Annotated in this window: 20 protein-coding genes; 16 read left to right on the plus strand and 4 right to left on the minus strand. The window is 41.8% G+C overall.

Translation table 11 applies throughout. The annotated features are described in order from the left end of the window. Positions 1-95: 95 nt before the first annotated feature. The 11 genes from ACGF49_RS07965 to ACGF49_RS08015 all read left to right on the plus strand — a co-directional run bounded on the left by ACGF49_RS07965 (position 96) and on the right by ACGF49_RS08015 (position 7,199). Positions 96-1,187 carry a hypothetical protein gene (locus tag ACGF49_RS07965; RefSeq protein ID WP_387490457.1) on the plus strand — a complete coding sequence of 364 codons (1,092 nt, stop codon included), beginning with the start codon at positions 96-98 and terminating at the stop codon, positions 1,185-1,187. 13 nt (positions 1,188-1,200) lie between these two features. Next, positions 1,201-1,539: a DUF6572 domain-containing protein gene (locus ACGF49_RS07970; RefSeq protein ID WP_113044355.1), complete on the plus strand. Its 339-nt coding sequence runs from the start codon at positions 1,201-1,203 to the stop codon at positions 1,537-1,539. A 438-nt stretch (positions 1,540-1,977) separates the two neighbouring features. Next, positions 1,978-2,361 (plus strand): hypothetical protein, encoded by a 384-nt coding sequence (locus ACGF49_RS07975; RefSeq protein ID WP_191214988.1) that lies wholly within the window; start codon positions 1,978-1,980, stop codon positions 2,359-2,361. Further along, a complete protein-coding gene (locus tag ACGF49_RS07980; protein WP_113044356.1) occupies positions 2,358-2,831 on the plus strand; it encodes an Imm42 family immunity protein in 474 nt (157 codons plus the stop codon). The genes ACGF49_RS07975 and ACGF49_RS07980 overlap by 4 nt, the downstream gene beginning before the upstream one ends. A 150-nt stretch (positions 2,832-2,981) precedes the next feature. Continuing rightward, positions 2,982-3,662: a hypothetical protein gene (locus tag ACGF49_RS07985; protein ID WP_228903003.1), complete on the plus strand. Its 681-nt coding sequence runs from the start codon at positions 2,982-2,984 to the stop codon at positions 3,660-3,662. Beyond that, a complete protein-coding gene (locus ACGF49_RS07990) occupies positions 3,659-3,964 on the plus strand; it encodes a hypothetical protein (RefSeq protein WP_011145458.1) in 306 nt (101 codons plus the stop codon). Before ACGF49_RS07985 ends, ACGF49_RS07990 begins: the two co-directional genes overlap by 4 nt. A gap of 141 nt (positions 3,965-4,105) precedes the next feature. After that, entirely contained in the window at positions 4,106-5,080 is a 975-nt protein-coding gene (locus tag ACGF49_RS07995; protein ID WP_228903002.1) for a hypothetical protein, read from the plus strand. 1 nt (position 5,081) lies between these two features. After that, on the plus strand, positions 5,082-5,369 hold the full coding sequence (locus ACGF49_RS08000; protein WP_113041113.1) for a hypothetical protein: 288 nt from the start codon (positions 5,082-5,084) through the stop codon (positions 5,367-5,369). Between the two features lie 33 nt (positions 5,370-5,402). After that, positions 5,403-6,257: a hypothetical protein gene (locus tag ACGF49_RS08005; RefSeq protein ID WP_113041112.1), complete on the plus strand. Its 855-nt coding sequence runs from the start codon at positions 5,403-5,405 to the stop codon at positions 6,255-6,257. A gap of 9 nt (positions 6,258-6,266) precedes the next feature. Beyond that, on the plus strand, positions 6,267-6,611 hold the full coding sequence (locus tag ACGF49_RS08010) for a hypothetical protein (protein WP_113041111.1): 345 nt from the start codon (positions 6,267-6,269) through the stop codon (positions 6,609-6,611). 261 nt (positions 6,612-6,872) lie between these two features. Beyond that, positions 6,873-7,199: a hypothetical protein gene (locus ACGF49_RS08015; protein WP_387490462.1), complete on the plus strand. Its 327-nt coding sequence runs from the start codon at positions 6,873-6,875 to the stop codon at positions 7,197-7,199. Between the two features lie 391 nt (positions 7,200-7,590). Here ACGF49_RS08015 and ACGF49_RS08020 read toward each other — a convergent pair whose 3' ends face one another. The 3 genes from ACGF49_RS08020 to mfd form a co-directional block, all read right to left on the minus strand. Beyond that, positions 7,591-8,436 carry a TauD/TfdA family dioxygenase gene (locus ACGF49_RS08020; RefSeq protein WP_113041109.1) on the minus strand — a complete coding sequence of 282 codons (846 nt, stop codon included), beginning with the start codon at positions 8,434-8,436 and terminating at the stop codon, positions 7,591-7,593. A 2-nt stretch (positions 8,437-8,438) separates the two neighbouring features. Further along, positions 8,439-9,425 carry an L-tyrosine isonitrile synthase gene (gene pvcA / locus ACGF49_RS08025; protein WP_113041108.1) on the minus strand — a complete coding sequence of 329 codons (987 nt, stop codon included), beginning with the start codon at positions 9,423-9,425 and terminating at the stop codon, positions 8,439-8,441. Positions 9,426-10,188: 763 nt separating this feature from the next. Beyond that, positions 10,189-13,635: a transcription-repair coupling factor gene (gene mfd / locus ACGF49_RS08030; RefSeq protein ID WP_387490465.1), complete on the minus strand. Its 3,447-nt coding sequence runs from the start codon at positions 13,633-13,635 to the stop codon at positions 10,189-10,191. A 197-nt stretch (positions 13,636-13,832) separates the two neighbouring features. Here mfd and lolC point away from each other — a divergent pair, with 197 nt between their 5' ends. The 5 genes from lolC to pepT all read left to right on the plus strand — a co-directional run bounded on the left by lolC (position 13,833) and on the right by pepT (position 19,243). Beyond that, positions 13,833-15,035, plus strand: a complete 1,203-nt coding sequence (lolC, locus tag ACGF49_RS08035) for a lipoprotein-releasing ABC transporter permease subunit LolC (RefSeq protein ID WP_113041106.1) — start codon at positions 13,833-13,835, stop codon at positions 15,033-15,035. Continuing rightward, on the plus strand, positions 15,028-15,732 hold the full coding sequence (lolD, locus tag ACGF49_RS08040) for a lipoprotein-releasing ABC transporter ATP-binding protein LolD (RefSeq protein WP_113041105.1): 705 nt from the start codon (positions 15,028-15,030) through the stop codon (positions 15,730-15,732). The genes lolC and lolD overlap by 8 nt, the downstream gene beginning before the upstream one ends. Continuing rightward, positions 15,732-16,979, plus strand: coding sequence for a lipoprotein-releasing ABC transporter permease subunit LolE (gene lolE / locus ACGF49_RS08045; protein WP_113041104.1), 1,248 nt, complete (start codon positions 15,732-15,734; stop codon positions 16,977-16,979). Before lolD ends, lolE begins: the two co-directional genes overlap by 1 nt. A 91-nt stretch (positions 16,980-17,070) precedes the next feature. Then, positions 17,071-17,922, plus strand: coding sequence for a Sir2 family NAD+-dependent deacetylase (gene cobB, locus ACGF49_RS08050; RefSeq protein WP_113041103.1), 852 nt, complete (start codon positions 17,071-17,073; stop codon positions 17,920-17,922). 55 nt (positions 17,923-17,977) lie between these two features. After that, positions 17,978-19,243: a peptidase T gene (gene pepT / locus ACGF49_RS08055; protein ID WP_113041102.1), complete on the plus strand. Its 1,266-nt coding sequence runs from the start codon at positions 17,978-17,980 to the stop codon at positions 19,241-19,243. A 178-nt stretch (positions 19,244-19,421) separates the two neighbouring features. Here pepT and ACGF49_RS08060 read toward each other — a convergent pair whose 3' ends face one another. Continuing rightward, entirely contained in the window at positions 19,422-20,543 is a 1,122-nt protein-coding gene (locus tag ACGF49_RS08060; RefSeq protein WP_113041101.1) for a cupin domain-containing protein, read from the minus strand. Positions 20,544-20,597: the final 54 nt, after the last annotated feature.

Consider the following 20,597-nt stretch of genomic DNA (forward strand, 5'->3'; position numbering starts at 1 on the left):
GGGTTTTGAGTTCGGCGACAAAGCAGCACGGGAAAAACCGGGTGGTAACTGACTGAGGGCATTAGGAAAATCGGCGTTCGGTAATCAGCTTCGCAATGGAATGGGTTGTTATTGAGAATAATGCGCTGGCCTCGCGAAATCTGGGTGATTGCCGCACGCTGTCACCGGAAGCGTGCGGCAAGGCTAAGGAGCTGAGCCAGCGCATTCTGGATAAAGGCTTGCCGTCAGTGGAGGACATGCGCGGTAAACTGGCATCGTGTCAGGATGACAGCTGCCGTAAAGGGGTCTGGACGGAATATCGACAGGCCAGTGATGCAACCATCAACAGCCTGAAACAGATGGCGTTGAATGGTGAGTTGAGTCGTGAAGAACTGGCATTCATCAACCATGAGTTGGGTAAAGAACTGGCGGTATCGGGATACCGTGCCAATGACAAGATAGGTCGTTCAGAGCAGAGCAGCTGGTTAAATGGCGGCAGCGGACCCCTCTCCGGGTTCTTTAACACGGAACTGCGTCAAAAAGAGCTGGAAAAATCGGGCTTGTCCAAAGCGGATGCGGCGCAGTACGTGAAGGAAGAGCAGCGGAACCTGATGTTGCTGGAGACTGCGGTCGGGGCTATTGGGGCAAAAACTAATAGAACTTCTATAAATGTAGTCGGAAAAGGCGCAACATTACCTACTGGTTATACCCCAAAAGGAAATTCAGTTACTGGGCCAAAAGATGGTGTTTATAATAACACTGGAAAAGTAGACGCATCAGGAAACACTATTTATAGTCACAATGGTGGGTACTATACGTTTGAAAATGGCGTGAAGACAAGAGTTCAATCACCTAATTCTGGCTCACAAGCACAACAGAATTACGAGAAAGGTAAAGAATTTGAACAATCTACTTACGATAAATTCAAAGTTGATAAAGTTGAATCAGCACAGGAAATTACTGTCAAAACAGAGAGTAATACAAAAATAAGGGTTGACATGATAGGCAAAGATAAAGAAGGAAACATTATCTGTGTTGAATGTAAAAGCTCATCAACTGCTCCATTAACAACAAATCAAAAGAAAGGTTTTCCTGAACTTGAAACCAAGGGGGGTACTGTCGTTGGAAAAGGAAAACCGGGTTTTGAAGGAGGGAGCAAAATACCGCCAACCAAGGTTGACATCATCAGACCTACTTCTAAAGATTGAGTAAGGAGTTAATATGTCTATAGAAGACGTGAACAAAATAGATATGATAGGTATACCTAATAACAATGAAAACTTAGTTGTTCTAGGACTAACTGATCATTTACCGTGGAGTGGTTCGATAGAAGAACATTTACTGAAACTACAAGAAAAAATAAATAGTTATATTCGTTTTATTGAAAGCGGGGAGATATACGAAAGCTTTCCTGCTTCCTGTGGAAAAAGTGAAACGCTAATAGAAGTTTATTTTAAGTATCATATCCCACATGAATGTGCCGATTTTTTGGAAAAGGTTGGAGAAATTCTTGCACCTGTTAATATTCAGTTACGATATGAAGAAGGTGATATTGCTTAAATAGATGTATTAATTATTTGATCTCAATGATCAGATTGGCGCAGAGGGCTTGCTCATTGCGCTAATTTCAGTCCTTTTATACCTCTGATATCAGGAGGCCGATACGGGAGCGCTACCTGTACCGCAAGACCAACGGAGAGCCGTTGAGTATTCGTACTCAGTGTCCCCAGTTGCAGCTGTTGCAGGGTAATGGCAACAAAGACCGGGTGTGGTCATGCAAAACCCGAAGCCACCGTGTATCAGAACATCGCAGGGGTACCATTCACCCGTTGCTGAAAAAGACGCGACACTAACAAGTGCCCGGTGGGAAAAACCGGCCTTCGGGGGCGAAAAGCGCGTCAGGGGGTTTTGGGTTCGGCGGTGAACGCACATCGGAAAAAACGGGTGGTAACTGACTGAGGGCATTAGGAAAATCGGCGTTCGGTAATCAACTTCGCAATGGAATGCGTTGTTACGAAAGATAATTTAGCTTATTTGGCCGAAGGACGGGATAACAGATTACCTATTCCCGAAACAACAGTTGCAGGTAATGGACTAAAAATTGAATCTAACTCTAAGCATACACCTGGAACTCAAGGGTTCAGACCGAATGCTGGTATTGAACCACGAGACTCTTTGAGCATTTTTGAAGGTTCAGTATCTATAGATTCTGATAAACATAGATATGCTAAAGACTCCAATGGACATATCCATAGATTTTCACCAAATAATACAGGTGTCTACCATTGGTCTGGTAGTACTGGAGACTCAAAAAATAAATTGGAATTAACTGGAAAGGTGAAGTCTAGGTTACAAAAACAAGAAGGGTGGAAAATAAAATGATTATTGGAGATCCTTATCAAATTGCTATCCATATTGAGCAAATTGATGTCCTGTGTTCACCGAGTGGAATGTTTAATTTTATAATTAATGACACATTAGTTCCAGGGAAAGGAGTAACAATGGATCTATACATGGTGATATCTGAACTAAAAGAGAGCCTTGAAGACGGAATGCGTAAGAACTTGCGAGATGTTGGGAATATCCCATTGTCTGATTTAGATTTTTCTGAAGGAGAACCGGAGAACTTTATCTCATTATCCTCTGAATTATCAGATTATGGCTTTATTTTTTGGTTGGGTTTTGATGGCGATGAAGATCGTCTTATTTATACAACAAATTATGAAAAAACATTCCAAGAAGAACGATATCCTAGAGGAACAATAGAAAAATTAATTAGAGACCTACCGTTAGCAGAGGATTTAGTAATGAAAAAAACAGGAGCATTTATTAATACTGAGCTGAAATCATAAAAAGTTGTTGCGGATAATAATGCCCTTGGCGCAGCAGCCGGCTCGGATCTTGGATTCTGGTTAAGTAAAACACCAGACTGCGATACGACGTGCAAGGCTAATATTGCTAAAGGTATAGCTGATGGAAACCTAATTGTCTCTGCGGGAGGAATGGCAGTAGCCGGTGGTGCCCAGATTGTGGCCGCCACACCTGAAATTGCTGCAATGGCACGAGCTGCACTGGAAGGATGTAAAGCTGCGCCAACAATTTGTCTAAATAATGCAGGTATTCAGGTCGCAGAAGCATTAACGCCGGGTGGTGTGGGCGCAGCCGGCGTAATAGGTGTGGGTAAAACTGCGGCAGAGGCAGTGGCAGCAAAATCCGAAGCTGTAGCGGCTAATGTGGTGAAGAATGTCTCGAAGAACTTAGAACAAGGAGTATCAAAAACTATAAAATCTTATGGCCCGCATGAAATTGGCCCATTAGGAAACCCCAATGATTTGCGAGCTCCTGCTTCAACGTTCAGAAGTGGAAGTTATACTGAAAAAGTCGCAGAAACAGATATGTATTTTTTCAGAGATTATGGCGGCTCTGCTAAAGTTGATGGTCGCTTTTGGACTCCTCAGCCATCAAAAGGACCTCTACAATCTCAACTGGATAGTGCTGTTTTACCTGAATGGGGTAATACTTTTAAAAACCAAGCCATTATAAAGATCCCCAAAGGTACTAAGTATTATGAAGGGCCAGCGGCAGCACAAATTGGAACTAAAGGGACTCAACCAACGTTACATGGTGGTGGTACGCAAATATTTTTACCATCACTAGACAATAACTGGATAATTAAGAAATGAACACAAAAGAAATAGTTGAAAATTGGGTAAAAGAGAAAAAATCACTTTACTTCTTTCTCCCTGATGGCCCTTATGGTAGACCCTTTGATAATCAATATATTATTGAGAAAATTGAGGAAACCAGTGAGAGCTTTAACATAATATTTTCTAATGAAATAGCATTGCGTTTTCTGGGAAAAATTAATATCACAGATGAGGGATATAATCTAACAATAAGCGATTTTACTAAGTGTATATTTGAAATAAGCAGTAGGATTCTTAAAAGTTATACAGAAGGGCAAGTAGTATTAAGTGGCTTTTAAACAACGATCCAGCCTTTACAAAGCTAGGAGGGCAGCATGAGTCCACCGGGGTAATATTTAATCAGCTCCACGCTAGCAGGCGGTATTGCCGGTGACTCCACCGCCAGCGCCCTCACCGGGGCGCAGGCCGGGAAGAATTCGGTGGATAATAATGCCCTTAGCATGGGAAGTTTGTTTGGTTCCGAAAGCGCTAAACATTTTGAAGGCGCAGGGTCACTGGCTCAAAAGATGACTCAATCCGGGGCAACACCCGAAGAAATCAACGCAGCCTTAACTCACTACCTCAAAGGACAAGTCCCTGAGGGTCAAGACCCGGCAAAAGGTCTGATTATTGCGTGGGGGAACTTCTTTGGTGTTCCGTTAGATGTCGTGTTATCAAATGAGCAGATGACGCCACAGAAAGCGGCGGAAATTGTTGCTGGAGGGATACCTACCAGTGAAGCGAAGCTGATACAGTTTGCAGCCGCGAAAGCATATCTGTCTTTGAGCAAATATCAATCGATAGAAGCTGTTGATAGAAAAAGTAGTTCAACGATTGATAATTTGATGAAAGAAAAAGCACAGACAGCGAAAATTGGAGAAATGGCCCTTGGTGCTGATAAAAACATCTCGCATACAAATGTTAATTCCAAAGCTTCACTAGGAACGAAAATAGATAAGAGTATAGTTATAGTAGATAAGGAACATTTACCTACAAGTGTGTCCTCGACATTTAAGGCTGGAAAATATGAAACTGTTATTACACAAGAACCTGTAACATTATTTAGAAAATTTGGTGGTGTTAATGATCAAGCCAAATTAGATGGTGGTTACGCAACAACCACACAAAATGCGGGTAGAAATGAAACTGCTGTCTATAAAAACTGGAGTACAACTCGATTTGAGGCTGAGATAGAAGTACCCAAAGATACTAAGCTAAACATTGGTTCTGTTGGGGAACAACCACCTTTGAGTAATAATCCTAAATACATAGGTGGAGCCGATCAAATTCTACTGCCACGGAATTACCCTATGGATTGGATTAAATCAATACGAGATGGAAAAACAGGTAATGTTTACACTTACGAAGAATTTAAGAAAGCATTTCCAGATCAAATAACAAATAAAGGAAAATAAAATGTCAACAAATAAAGATATGATAGAAATCGCAAGATTAATATCCCTGTTGAAGCAAGTTGTTACGTATTTAAAAGAATCAGGAAATGGAGAGTCATCTTATGCATACTTAATAAAATCCATTAATATTCTTGAGAACAAAGCAAGTAATGGTATGAAGAATTTATACAAATATATTATGAATGATTTCAGAATGATGGGGGATAGAGGCCAATATGGGGAAGATATAGACCCAATAACAGATGAAATTTACGCAATTATAAGCAATAACCCATTGTTCACTAAGTGATAATGCGTTGTTGCGGATAATAATGCCCTTAGCATGGGAAATCTGTTTGGTTCCGAAGGGGCTAAACATTTTGAAGGAGCGGGTTCACTGGCTCAAAAAATGGCTCAATCCGGGGCAACACCTGAAGAAATAAATGCTGCCTTGACTCACTACCTGAAAGGACAAGTCCCGGATGGTCAAGACCCGGCAAAAGGTCTGATTATTGCGTGGGGTAACTTCTTTGGTGTTCCGTTGGATGTCGTGTTATCAAATGAGCAGATGACTCCACAGAAAGCGGCGGAAATTGTTGCCGGAGGGATACCTACCAGTGAAGCGAAGCTGATACAGTTTGCAGCAGCGAAAGCGTTTTTGTCTTTAAGTAAGTATCGGTCAACAGAAGTGATTGAGGGGAAAGAAAGTTCTCTGACTGATAAGAGTATTACTGGAAATAAGACGACGATTTCATCTATAAATGAGGGCAAAAGTACTTCTGGACGACTCCCTGAAAAGCCCATTAAAGAAGTAACAGCAGCAGAAGTAAATAATTGGTGGAAAAATCAAGGATATGAACAACCTCCATATACTCCAGGAACTACAGTAAAGGAATTTGAATTAGCAGCTAACACGAAATTTGTTAGAGTCTATGACGGTACTAATTCACAAATGAGAGGGGGATGGATGATGAGAGCCGAAGATATAAAGGGATTAAGTAGCAAACAAATTCAAGAAAAATTTGCTTTGCCATATGAACCAAAATACGTTGCGGATGTTGAAATTAAAGCAGGTACTAAGATGAGAGTAGGTTCCGCAAATAGTCTGTTTGGCTATAAAGGTGGAGGAACCCAGTTTGATCTTATGGGGCAAAGAACAGGTACATTCACTAATGAACGGGCTATTCAAAAAAAATAGGATATTAAAATGGCTATCTTAGTTAACGATAACAAGATTAATATTAATGGGCACTTAATTATATTTAATCAAAAGATTATTAAGGCGATAGAAATTGAGAATGGTTCTGTTCTTGTCTTAACTGATATTCCTATAGGAGATGATGGGCTAAATAATCTATTTTCTTATACAAATAATGGAGAATTTCTTTGGCAAATAGAGCCTTCAGATTTACAAAAAGAAGGCCAAATAAGTTACCCATATGAAGGGTTGAACGTTGTTGAAGAGCAATATTTTGTTGTTGATTTTTATGGAAGAAGAATATTTTTCGATCCTTATACTGGCCTATTCTTATCACGAGATATTGTAAAATAAGGTAGGAAATAACCACTTAAGCGTTGACCAGAACCGTTCAAGGAGCGAGGAACTGGTCAACTGTTAGGGGGATACCAGTTGTCGTTCTGTTGTCAGGGATAAGTATCGCCAAGAGGTAACCCTTTTTACTCAGAACATTGGTATCTTGGTGAAGTAGACAGTAGTAGATGCTAATATCTCATCGATGAAAAAGTTATCTTGAAAAACGCCATTAAAGAGCGAGCTCCTTCGCGGTAATACGCAGTTTAAGGATAAATGAGCATGATTGTATATATTCCGTTTATTTTGATGGTTTTGAGTCTGTTGGGGTTTCTTGCCTGCTTTATCTATTTTGGCTTGAGCAAAAAAATTTCACTAAGAAGTGTAAAATCTCCATTGCTCTTTTTTGATTTTTGTTTTTTTAATAAAAACAAACTTGCTAATTTTTCCATGATGATATTATTTGTTATTTATATATCTGGAATTTTGTTTGAATTTATTAAAAATGGAAACTTAAATTCTTTTGCTGGCTATTTTATTTGGGGAGTTTGCAATTCTTATTTTTATTATTCATTGCGGATTTTTATCAAAAATAAAATTTGCACATAGAAATAATATTGAATTAATAAAAGAGTTTTTTTGAAATGGAAATAAGTCTTCAAAATACATTATTATGGTTATCTGGATTATTTTATATTGTTTGGCTTTATTTGTTCTTGTCTAAGTAATTGTTGTGGACGCTAATGCGCTAGCGAGTGTACTGGCGGTAGTAGAAGCGAATAAAAAAGTACAGTTGAGAAATGGCAACGGGACAAACAGACCGAAATCAAGAAAACCTGTAGTGGTAATATTCCTCTCTCTTGCTAGACTATGGTTGTCGCAGAAGGGAGGGTGGATTTGATTAATCAGTACAATTTTTCATAAAGATAGATCATTTGACTCCCAATAAATTACAGTGGGAGTCAAATAATCTTTCCAGTTTTTCGTTTGTATAATAATACTATGATCTTAACGCTTGATTATTAAATACCGGATTAGATTGAATATGGATTCTCTGTAAATGCCGTTCTGATTTGGAAGTAAATCCTTCACGTCCATGTAGCAGAGAGAAATTATCCACAATCACCAGATCACCTTTTTTCCATGCATGAGCATATAAATGGCGCTTATCATATAATATATTGATAAAATCTTGTTGAAATTCTGCTACTTGATCAGGGCTGATATTATGATATTCAATAGCATGTTTATTTAGGAATTTTTCTCCATCTACTGCCGGTTCGTTATATCTGATAACGAATCCGTTTCTGTCCGGATATTCTTCCAGTAAAGGAGAGTGAACTTCCCCACCATAATGAGTGACTTTATTAATGCGATAAGTAATCGATATGTTCTTCCACTGTTCTAATTGCTGTTGAGTAGCATTAGCAACAACACGACGAGTATTGACAAAGGTTGTCCTGCCTCCTTGATCGCTTTCAGGTGCGTGGGCGCAATGGAACATAATAAATTCTGGAATTGTCGGTTTATACATGCCATCCCAGTGCAACGGCATATAGCTGTTGTCAAAAACGTGATCGGTAGCATCTTGGTGTTCACGAACATCTAAAATAGCACCAAACGGCCACATCATTATTTCTCCCCAATTACGGGCATATTCTTCATATTTTTTGTGATCAGATAAATCAGATTTAAAACCACGTAATATAAGCAGATGGTGTTTTCTAGCCAGTTCTTTCAGTTGTTCCACTGATAAAGTATCAATATGTTGATCGGAAGATTGAGGCGTAATTTTTAAACCAAAAGGGGTTATTTCTTCTGTCTGAAAGCTATTTAATTCTGTCATCGCTATTTTCCTTCAATTACATAGTGACTGGGTTTTCCATGAATATTTACTAATTTTCCGCCCATCATCTGAACTTCTTTGTGTTTCATAAGTATAAATTGCCCATTTACATTGGCTGCGACACCATGCCAAGGAGTTAACCAATCATCCCGGGTTGGCATCATATGAATACCAAATTTAATACTGTCTGCTGGCTGAGGATGAATAGACAGACGTATGGCTTTTGGAAAATGAGTATCTAATAAACTTCCCCATGCCCAACTGCGTTGAATAACACCGATAGCTCTTTGTTTGGCATCTTTTTGTAGGGCATTATTTGATCCGGTATAGCCGGGTAATAAGCTGTCTTCATATAAGAAACGGGTGACTGCGCGATATAATTGTAATCCATCACTATTTTGCAACAGTTCATCTTTGATAGATTCTTCCGAACGGGCATAATGTATGACTAACATCTGTCTCTGTAAATTGAAATCATCACTATGTTCGCAGAGTTCTTTATCGTCATTAAGGTTAAATGTGCTTAAATTGATAGCACCTACTTCATGAAGTAATTGTTTAATATCTTCATGATATTGACTGATAACATTATCACTGACACGAATCAGATCACCAAAGACATGCCCATCAGAGCAAATAATAATGCGAGCGCCTGGCGGATAATAAAGCTGAATACGCTGGCAAAGAGAATTAAGAAAAATCAAAGACAAGCGTTCTGCCATATCAGGAGCAGTACCAAGTACTTTATTTCTGTTTGGTGACTTGGTTGGGAATGCCGGTAAAATGAATTCGATAGGTTTATTATTCCTGATGAAGTATTCAATTCTAGGTAATTGTACAGATTTAATAATATTTTCTTCTTTAACGGAATCTCTCCCTAGATCGGTAAGACGCCTGCGATATTGCAACAGTTCGTGCAGAATCTGCATAGAAATATTATTAAAGGAAATACTCTCGGAAGTAATATTATTATCGGTAACACTTTGCATCGTTATGGTTTCCATACTTGTTGTCATATCTATTCTTTGATTTATTTAAAAATAGATAAACAGCATTTTCACTAATTGGTATAGGCGAAGTGTAGAATAATGCAATTAAAAAATAATATAATATTTGAGAATATCTAATAATCTATTTAACAATAAACAATATGTTTGAATATGATTTATATATTTAATCAATATATTTGATTGATTGTTACATTAAGGTACTGTTTAGCAAGACTATTAGAATATAAGGATTCTGGTACGACCACTGTAGTAAAATATCCTTAAAACTAAATTAGTGTAGATAAAATTGACCGGTTGACAATTTCATATTGGCAATTTTTTCTGAAATTCATCTTATACCCTATGGATTTCAAGATGCATCGCGGCGGCAAGGGAGCGAATCCCCGGGAGCATAGATAACTATGTGACCGGGGTGAGTGAGTGCAGCCAACAAAGAGGCAACTTGAAAGATGACGGGTATAAATAAAGTGGGTGAGGAATTTCCCTTTACTTATTGATATCTTTATGAAAATTATAACTTCAATGGAAGAAGAGATCATTAAAGTAAAAGGTAAATTACTGCATGAGGTTGATAATAAAGGCTATTACTATAATTATGATCATATCCGGTTATTATTTTACGAAAACCAAGTTTGCCCTTAATTATCTATGCTCCCGGGGATTCACTCCCATGCCATCGCGATGCATCTTCAAATTTACTCCCCCACAGACTGGCAATCAATCATAGGGGAAGTGAAGTGACTTAAGAGCAGATTGGATGATGTTCAAAAGTATCAAGTAATTGCTGAATGAATTCCAGGCGTATCGTTCTTTCGTTCAGGTCAGTAATGAATTTCAGTTTAGCGGGGCCGTCCAAGCGATAAATTTCAGGTTGTTTTTGTAACAGGCCGATAAGATAAGTTGGATCAACTTTATTTTCCTCACTAAACTCGATGAACCCTCCTTTTTCATGGGCTTCTATTCGTTTAATACCTAATTTCTGAGCTAACAGGCGAATGGCTGCTGAGTGTAATAAGTGGCGCCCCGGATCAGGTAATGCGCCGAACCGGTCTATCAATTCAACCTTCAATTCTGCTAATTCTGATGCGTCTTTGGCGCTGGCAATACGTTTATAAAAAGACAAACGCATATTGACATCAGGAATATAATCATCAGGTAACAAAATAGGCATCCGCAATTCAACGTCAGTTTGACTATTGATTAAGTCTTCAAGTGAAGGTTTGCGGCCTGCTTTTAGTGCATCGATAGCGCTTTCTAACAGCTCCATGTAGAGAGTGAAGCCAATTGTTGTCATCTGACCACTTTGTTCTTCACCTAGGAGTTCGCCGGCCCCACGGATTTCAAGATCGTGAGTTGCCAGTGCAAAACCCGCACCTAAATCTTCAAGGGAGGCGATAGCTTCCAGACGTTTGTGTGCATCGGCTGTCATTGCTTTCGGATGTGGTGTCAGCAGGTAAGCATAAGCCTGATGGTGAGAACGTCCGACACGCCCCCGCAATTGATGCAGTTGGGCTAGGCCAAAATGGTCAGCACGTTCAATAATGATGGTATTGGCGCTTGGAATATCGATGCCTGTCTCAATAATGGTGGTACAAATCAGAACATTAAATCGTTGATGATGGAAATCGGTCATCACCCGTTCCAAATCCCGTTCACGCATCTGCCCATGACCAATGGCAATCCGTGCTTCTGGTACTAATTCTTCAAGACGCAGCTTCGCTTTCTCAATATTTTCAACATCATTATAGAGGTAGTAGACTTGACCACCGCGCAAAACTTCACGCAGTATGGCTTCTCGTACCACCAGACTGTCATACTCGCGCACGAAAGTTTTGACGGCCAGACGGCGAGCGGGCGGGGTCGAAATAATTGAGAGATCCCGCATACTACTCATTGCCATATTGAGCGTTCGTGGAATTGGGGTTGCGGTGAGGGTCAGAATATCGACATCGGCACGCATGGCTTTGATCTGCTCTTTGTGGCGAACACCAAACCGGTGCTCTTCATCGACAATTAACAAACCAAGGTCTTTCCAGCGCAAGTCGCTTTGTAGCAGTTTATGTGTACCAATAATAATATCGACTTTACCTTCGGCTGCCATTTCAACGACTTGTTGCTGTTCCTTGGCGCTGCGGAAACGGGATATCATCTCAATACGTACAGGCCAATTAGCAAAACGGTCGCGGAAATTATCAAAATGTTGCTGAGCCAGCAGTGTTGTCGGAACCAGGACCGCCACCTGCTTGTCATTATGGACTGCCAGAAATGCGGAGCGCATTGCAACTTCGGTTTTGCCAAAGCCTACATCACCGCAAATTAAGCGATCCATAGCGACTGGCTGACACATATCATTCAGAACTGCGTTGATTGCCTGTTCCTGATCTGGCGTCGTTTCAAATGGAAAGCTTTGACAGAATAATTGGTATTGCTCCCAATCATGTTTAAACGCAAACCCTGGTTTTACGGCGCGGTGAGCATAAATGTCAAGCAACTCCGCAGCCACATCGCGTACTTTTTCGGCAGCTTTCTGGCGGGCTTTGTTCCATGCCTCTCCGCCCAATTTATGTAATGGGGCATTTTCATCAGCACCACCTGCGTAGCGGCTGATCAAATGCAGGGAAGAGACCGGAACATAAAGTTTGTCGTTACCAGCATAACTTAAGATCAGATATTCAGCTTTGATACCACCTGCTTCCAGCGTAGTTAGCCCCTGGTAACGGCCAACGCCATGTTCCAAATGGACCACCGGCTGACTGGGGCGTAATTCTGCAAGGTTACGAATCAGGGTATCGGTGTTAATCGTGCGGCGGGTGTCTTGACGGCGGCGAACAACTCGTTCACCAAGCATGTCGCTTTCACAGATTAGAGCCAGTTCATTCTTTGTATCGATAAAACCATGTTCAGCGGCACCAATCATCAAAAAGTGACCTGGCTGTTGTGCTTGATGCAATTTGCTGATTTTAATGGGTTTAATCTTTATTCGTGACAATAATTCCTGTAACGTTTCTTTCCGTCCTTCACTCTCAACAGAGAAAATAACGCGGCCACTGAATTGTTCAAGGAAACGGCGAAGCTTATCCAGAGGAGCCTTATTTTGCGCAACAACGGAGAGATCAGGCAGCAGTTGATAATCAAGATTTACGTGACTCGCTTTTTTGCTCAATTCTTCTGCTTTAAGTTGAATGCGGGGCCAGTTTTTTAGCGCTGAGAATAAATTATCAGCCGGAAGCCAAAGCTCTTCTGGGGGTAAGAGAGGGCGCATTGGGTCAATTTTACGGCTCTCAAAGCGTTGTTGGATGTCCTGCCAAAAACGTTCAGCGGAATGGTTTATTTCTTGACTGATAAGCAAGGTGTTGTCGGGTAGATAATCAAACAATGAAGGCAAGGGTTGGCTAAAAAACAACGGTTGCCAGTATTCTATCCCGGCCGGTAACGTACCTTTACTGACTTGCTGATAAATATGCTCATTGTCACGACGGACTTCAAAACGTTCCCGCCACTGGCTGCGAAACAGTTCAATAGTCTCTTTATCTGTTGGGAATTCATGAGCGGGCAGTAGGTTGATTTGTTTAACCTCAGTCAGCGTGCGTTGGCTGTCAACATCGAAAATACGTAAGCTATCGATTTCATCATCGAAAAAATCAATACGATAGGGATGCTCACTTCCCATTGGGAAAAGATCAAGTAGTGCGCCACGAGTAGCGAATTCGCCGTGTTCAAGAACTTGTTCGACACTACGATAGCCAGCTTGTTCTAATTCAGTACGGAGTTTATCTCGTGAGAGCCTCTGATCTTTATGCATCACTAGTGCATGCCCGTTAAGGTACTTATGAGGGCAAACCCGTTGCATTAAGGTATTTATCGGCAGGATTAAAACACCTTTGGTCATCGTCGGCAGACGGTAAAGTGTAGACAGACGGTTGGAAATGATTTCCTGATGAGGAGAGAAGCTGTCATAGGGCAGTGTTTCCCAATCGGAAAGGAGATCAACAGAGAAGTCGGTAAACTGATGGATTTCATCATGCAGACGTAAGGCGTTTTGCATATCCTTGGTTATCAGTACGACAGGGCCTTGATGGCGTTCGACAATTTCAGCACACTCTACAGCGCAAGCAGCACCAGTAAGTTGGCCTAATTGACGGTTATCACCGCGACGTTCGGGAAGTTTATAACGATATTTTGAGGACATAGGCGTAAATGTGTTCTCTATGATTCAGTCCATTCCCAACAGGCTTTCGACACATAATGGTCTTCGAGTAAACACGCTGGCTGGTTGAGAGAAAATAAAAAAACCACAGAATCTGGATGTTGGTGGTTCCATAAAATATAACTACCCTTTATTATCCCCGAACACTTTGCTTTGGCAACAGGGGCGTAACAGATTTCATGTTTCAATCTGTCTCATTATTTATAGGTTTGCGGTATATGCGTGGTCGGGCGGCTGATAAATTTGGTCGGTTTGTTTCTTGGCTGTCAGCAATTGGCATTACCCTCGGTGTTGCCGCATTAATTACAGTATTGTCCGTGATGAATGGTTTTGAGCGTTCACTGGAAACCAGTATTCTTGGCTTTATGCCACAGGCGGTTGTGACGTCGGTAAATGGCTCGCTAGACCCAAAAGCGCATCCTGCCAGTGAACTTGCGGATCTAAAGCAGGTTAACAGGATTACGCCATTGGTGATGGGTGATGTTGTATTGCAAAGCGCCCGGAATGTCGGTGTTGGTGTAATGTTGGGTATCGCTTTTGATGAATATGAACCGCTGACTGAATATTTAATCGGCGCTTATCGTCATCAACTTGCACCCGGTAGCTACAATGCTATTTTGGGCGAAAGAGTGGCCGGGGAGCTTGGAGTAAAACGCGGTGATCGCATTCGCCTGATGGTGCCTGGCGCAAGTCAGTTGACACCAATGGGGCGTATTCCCAGTCAGCGTCTATTTACTGTTATTGGCACTTTTGCGTCTAATAGCGAAGTCGATGGCACACAGATTCTGGTTAATCAGCAAGATGCTGCCCGTCTGATGCGCTATCCGCTAGGTCACATTACTGGCTGGCGTCTCTATCTCTCAGAACCATTGGCTGTAGATAGTTTGAGCTTACAAACTCTACCAGAAGGGTTGTTATGGAAGGATTGGCGCGAACGTAAAGGTGAGTTTTTCCAAGCGGTCAGGATGGAAAAAAATATGATGGGCTTATTGTTAAGCCTGATTATTGCTGTGGCTGCATTCAATATCATCACTTCGCTTGGTTTACTGGTAATGGAAAAACAGGGAGAAGTGGCGATTTTGCAGACACAGGGACTGGTACGTCGTCAGGTTATGGCGATTTTTATGATCCAGGGAGCGGGAGCCGGGATCATCGGCACTTTACTGGGAACTGGGCTTGGTGTTCTGCTTTCCAGTCAGCTTAATAACTTAATGCCACTTATTGGCTTATTGACCTCAGGTGTTGAGCTGCCTGTTGCCATTGAGCCGCTACAGGTTGCTACAATCGCAATTTCAGCGATGGCGATAGCCCTATTGTCTACGTTATATCCTTCCTGGCGTGCTGCTGCCATCCAACCTGCTGAGGCTTTGCGTTATGAATAATCAACCACTATTGTTGTGTAATAATCTGTGTAAAAAATACCAGGAAGGTCAAGTAATGACCGAAGTGCTGAAAAATGTCACTTTTGCTATCAATCAGAGTGAAATGATGGCGATTGTGGGAAGTTCCGGCTCAGGTAAGAGTACGCTTCTGCATTTGCTTGGTGGGTTGGATACACCGACTTCTGGTGAAGTTCTTTTTAAAGGGCACTCTTTGAATAAAATGTCCTCAGGAGCCAGAGCAGAACTGCGAAATCATGAATTGGGCTTTATTTATCAGTTTCACCATCTGTTGCCAGATTTTAATGCGATCGAAAATGTCGCTATGCCACTGTTGATCGGCGGTAAAAACCGCGGTCAGGCACAGAAGAAAGCATTCGAAATGCTGGCGGCTGTTGGTTTGGAGAAGCGCGCTCATCACCGTCCATCAGAATTGTCAGGGGGAGAACGCCAGCGTGTGGCAATTGCCAGAGCGTTGGTTAATGAACCTTCGTTAGTTTTAGCGGATGAACCTACCGGTAACCTTGATTTACGTAATGCAGATAGCATCTTTGCATTACTGGGTGAGCTTAACCGGCAGCAAGGCACGGCATTTCTGGTTGTCACCCATGATTTGAATCTCGCCGGCAGATTAAATCGTCAGGTGGAGATGTGTGATGGTTATTTACAGGATGAATTGACCGTGACGGGAGCGTTGTAATGGCGAATTTGCCTCTCTCTTTGGTCACTGCCTTACGATTTAGTCGCGGGCGCCGCCGTGGCGGTATGGTCTCTCTGATTTCTGTGATTTCTACGCTAGGGATTATGCTTGGTGTCGCTGTTCTCATTATTGGTCTAAGTGCCATGAATGGTTTTGAACGAGAATTGAGAAACCGTATCCTTTCTGTTGTTCCTCATGGTGAAATTTATACGGTTCATCAGCCTTTTGAACAGTGGCAGCCTGCATTGGAACGGGTAAAAGACACTATCGGTGTGGTTGCTGCTTCACCTTATATTACTTTCACTGGATTGATGGAAAAAGGCGCCAGCTTGCATGCGGTTCAGGTGAAAGGGGTTGATTTAACCACAGAGGCTCAGGTCAGCTCATTACCACAATTTGTACAAGATAATGCTTGGCAAAATTTTCAGGCGGGTCATCAACAGGTCATTCTGGGGCAGGGAGTCGCAAATGCCTTGAAGGTTAAACAAGGTGACTGGCTGACTGTTATGATCCCGAACAGTGATCCCGAAATGAAATTGTTGCAACCAAAACGGATTCGTTTACAAGTTAGCGGAATTTTTCGATTGAGTGGTTTGCTTGATCATAGTTTGGCTTTGGTCCCTTTGGCCGATGCTCAACAATATTTGGATTATGGGCAAGGGATTACTGGTATTGCGATCAAGGTTGATGATGTGTTTGCCGCTGATCAACGAGTAAGGTTTGCCGGCGAAGCGTCACAGGAATATGTCTATATCAGCAGTTGGATAAGAAATTATGGCTATATGTATCATGATATTCAGATGGTACGTAGCATTATGTATCTGGCGATGATTCTGGTGATTGGCGTGGCGTGTTTTAATATCGTTTCTACCCTGATTATGGCGGTAAAAGATAAAAGCAGTGATATTGCTATCCTGCGAACCCTCGGCGCTAAGGATAGGCAAATTAGAGCGGTTTTTCTCTGGTATGGGTTACTGACGGGGATGACGGGCAGTATTGCCGGTGCTATAGCTGGCGTGTTGGCATCACTGAATCTGACGGCGCTTATTCATGGGCTGGAAAAGCTGATCGGGCATCAATTTCTTTCCGGTGATGTTTACTTCATTGATTTCCTGCCATCTGAGTTACATGGCATGGATGTTCTGTATGTTCTGGCGACGGCTCTGATTCTGAGTTTATTAGCCAGTTGGTATCCGGCAAGACGGGCAAGTAGACTTGAGCCGGCACGAATATTAAGTGGAAAATAATTAATCTATTATTGGCATGAGCTAATCAAAACGTTATGGTATAAAAAATAGAAACCTAAGCAATATTTAAGAAATCTTGAAGGAAATCAGTATGCGAGTTTGTCGTCGGCTTAGTCGGCTTGGTCGGCTTCGTAAGGTTAAGCGTTTGAGACAGCAGAGATTTCGTAGTCGGATTTTTTATAGGGATAATCGATTGGCGATTAATATGAAAAAACCTTACATCGTGGTATTGACAGGAGCCGGTATTTCGGCTGAATCGGGTATTCGGACTTTCCGCTCCTCCGATGGGCTGTGGGAAGAACATCGGGTGGAAGATGTTGCTACACCTGAGGGATTTCAGAAGGATCCAGAATTGGTGCAGGCATTTTATAATGCCCGGCGTCATCAACTTCAGCAATCAGAAATAGAACCGAACGCAGCGCATTATGCTTTAGCCGCGCTGGAGCATGAGCTTGGCGATAATTTTTTGTTGATTACTCAGAATATCGATAATCTTCATGAGCGGGCGGGCAGCTATCGCACGGTGCATATGCATGGTGAGTTGTTCAAAATTCGTTGTTGCCAATCTGGGCAAGTGTTTGAGTGGACAGACGATTTGACGACAGATGAACGTTGCCATTGTTGTCAGTTCCCCTCGCCATTGCGTCCACATGTTGTTTGGTTTGGTGAAATGCCTTTGGAAATGGAACGGATCTATTCTGCACTGTCTCAGGTAGATATTTTTATCGCTATCGGCACTTCTGGTCATGTTTATCCTGCGGCTGGATTTGTACATGAAGCTAAACTGGCAGGGGCGCACACGGTAGAGCTGAACCTGGAACCGAGTCAAGTAGAAAGTCTATTTGATGAAAAGCATTATGGACCAGCCAGTAAGATAGTAGATGAGTATGCTCGAAGGTTAATTGATAGTATTAAAGAATTTAAAGCTGATTTAACGCAATAATTATTGTGTTTCTCTTCCTCATAATGGGTAGCTAAATCCCTGGGGGAAGAGAATAATGGACAGATTACTAGAACGTTTTTTTAAATACATATCTTTTGATACTCAGTCAAAGCCGTCAGCAAAGACGATTCCCAGTAGTCATGGGCAGCTCGAACTCGCCAAAGCGCTGAAACAGGAGTTGATCGAATTAGGTTTTTCTAATGTGGTACAGGATGCTCATGGCTGTGTTATGGCAACATTACCTGCCAATACATCTTGGCCTGTACCTGTTATCGGTTTTATTGCTCACCTTGATACTTCACCTGATTTTTCTGGAAAAAATATAAGTCCACAAATGTTGGAAAATTATCAAGGTGGTGAAATTGCTCTGGGTGCGGGTAATGAAGTGTTATCGCCGGTTATGTTTCCTATCTTGCATAATATGTTGGGGAAAACATTGATTACCACCGATGGTAAAACGCTGCTTGGTGCTGATGATAAAGCGGGTATTGCAGAAATCATTACTGCAATGGTTCGTCTGAAAAATAGCAATATCTTACATGGTGATATTCGAATTGCGTTTACACCTGATGAGGAGATAGGTAAAGGAGCACGCTATTTTGATATTAATTCATTTGATGCTGAGTGGGCATACACCGTAGATGGTGGTGGTGTAGGTGAACTGGCATTTGAAAATTTCAATGCAGCGGTAGTAACCGTTAAGATTGTTGGTAATAATGTTCACTCTGGTAGTGCTAAAAATGTGATGATCAATGCTTTATCACTGGCGATCCATATCCATCAAGCATTGCCATCGGAAGAGACACCGGAGCATACCGATGGATATGAAGGTTTCTATCATTTGCAACGTATTAAAGGCACGGTTGAGTGTGCTGAAATGCACTATATCATTCGTGATTTTGATCGGAATAACTTCGAAGAACGTAAAAAGAAGATGATTAAAATTGCTGAAAAAGCCGGTGAGGGGCTGCATCCTGGTTGTTATATCGAACTGACTATCGATGACAATTATTACAATATGCATGATGAAGTTATCAAATATCCGCATGTTATTGAGATTGCCAAACAGGCAATGCTGGATTGTAATATTGAACCCGTTATTAAACCGATTCGTGGTGGTACTCATGGCGCACAATTGTCGTTTCGTGGTTTACCTTGCCCGAATATATTCATGGGGGGGTATAATTATCATGGCAAACATGAATTTGTTTCGTTGGAAGGAATGGAGCAGGCTGTAAGTGTTGTCATGCGTATTGCTGAATTAACCGCACTGTTGTCTAAAAAGTCGGAAATGAGTCAGGCGTTTTGCAGCACTAGTTAATTTGATCGGATATTAACGGCAAATCCTGGCACGACAAGTTCTTAACAAACTGTGCGGAATTCTCCTTCCTGAATGCTAATTGAGATCGAAGCGAACTTAAGAACCCCCCACTATAATCACTTGTGATTTAGTGGGGAGAAAATCAACCTTATTGAAATTAACCTCTTGAGGTGAGGTATCAATCATTAAAGTACCAGTAACCACTATTGACCAATGCAGTGAGCAGTCTGATAAAACGAACATCATCTATCGCTTCACCAAGCATTTCTGCATTAATTTGATAATGGCAGCAAAGAACATCAGCCGCTTTAATATGAGGTGTATCTATTAATTCACCGTTAACAAAGCATTGATCACCAACCCTGATAACCCGTAATCCGTTAAGGCGGTGGAGATTTTCACCTTGTTTCATTAATTCATAAATTTCATCACTTTCATAAGGTGGCTCTGGTGGAGCAATATCAAGTTCATGCCGTGACTGAGAGATGAATTCACCAAACCATTGCTGGAAAGTGTCAGGCTGTGCTAATAACTCGTTCATCATGGTGTGTAGCGCTGATAGTTCATGCGGTTGGACCAGCGCCGGATTTTCGCGGAAAGTCAGATCGGGATCGCTATAACGATAGCTGCCTAAATCACTAGCCAGTACATAATCGGCGAAGCTACTGAACAGTTCACGGGAATTGGGGGCGCGGAAACCAACTGAATAATTTAGTGAATCTTCGATGGAATAACCTTCATGAGGAAATCCTGGTGGGATATAGAGAATATCACCTGGTTCCATCTCTTCGTCAATAACGGCATTAAAGGGATCGACCTGTAATAGATCGGGGTGAGGGCAGCGTTGTTCCATTGGTAGCTTTTCCCCAACGCGCCAGCGACGGCGGCCCATTCCTTGAATGATAAACACATCGTATTGATCTAGATGCGGACCAACACCACCACCGGGAACGGAGAAGGAGACCATCAGATCATCTATCCGCCAGTCAGATAATACGCGGAATGGTTGCATTAATGCGGCGGAAGGATGGTGCCAGTGATTAACCGCTTGTACCAGCAGTGACCACTCTTTTTCACCTAAATGATCGTAACTTTCGAATGGACCATGAGAGACATCCCAACGGCCATTTTTCTGGCTGACCAGACGGCAGTCAACTTCATTTTCCATAGCCAGCCCCGCGAGTTCATCGGGAGTAAGGGGATCAATGAATTGACGGAAGCCTTGTTTAATCAGTAAAGGCCGTTTTTGCCAATGATTATGCAAAAATGCCTGCCAGTCCAGATTCAACTGATAGTCCATAGTGACATCCTGAGTGTGAAGTGAATTTCAGGGTATTATAACGAATAGTTAAAC

Origin of the sequence: Photorhabdus sp. RM96S (assembly GCF_042879335.1) — a bacterium.
GTDB classification, from domain to species: Bacteria; Pseudomonadota; Gammaproteobacteria; order Enterobacterales; family Enterobacteriaceae; genus Photorhabdus; species Photorhabdus kayaii.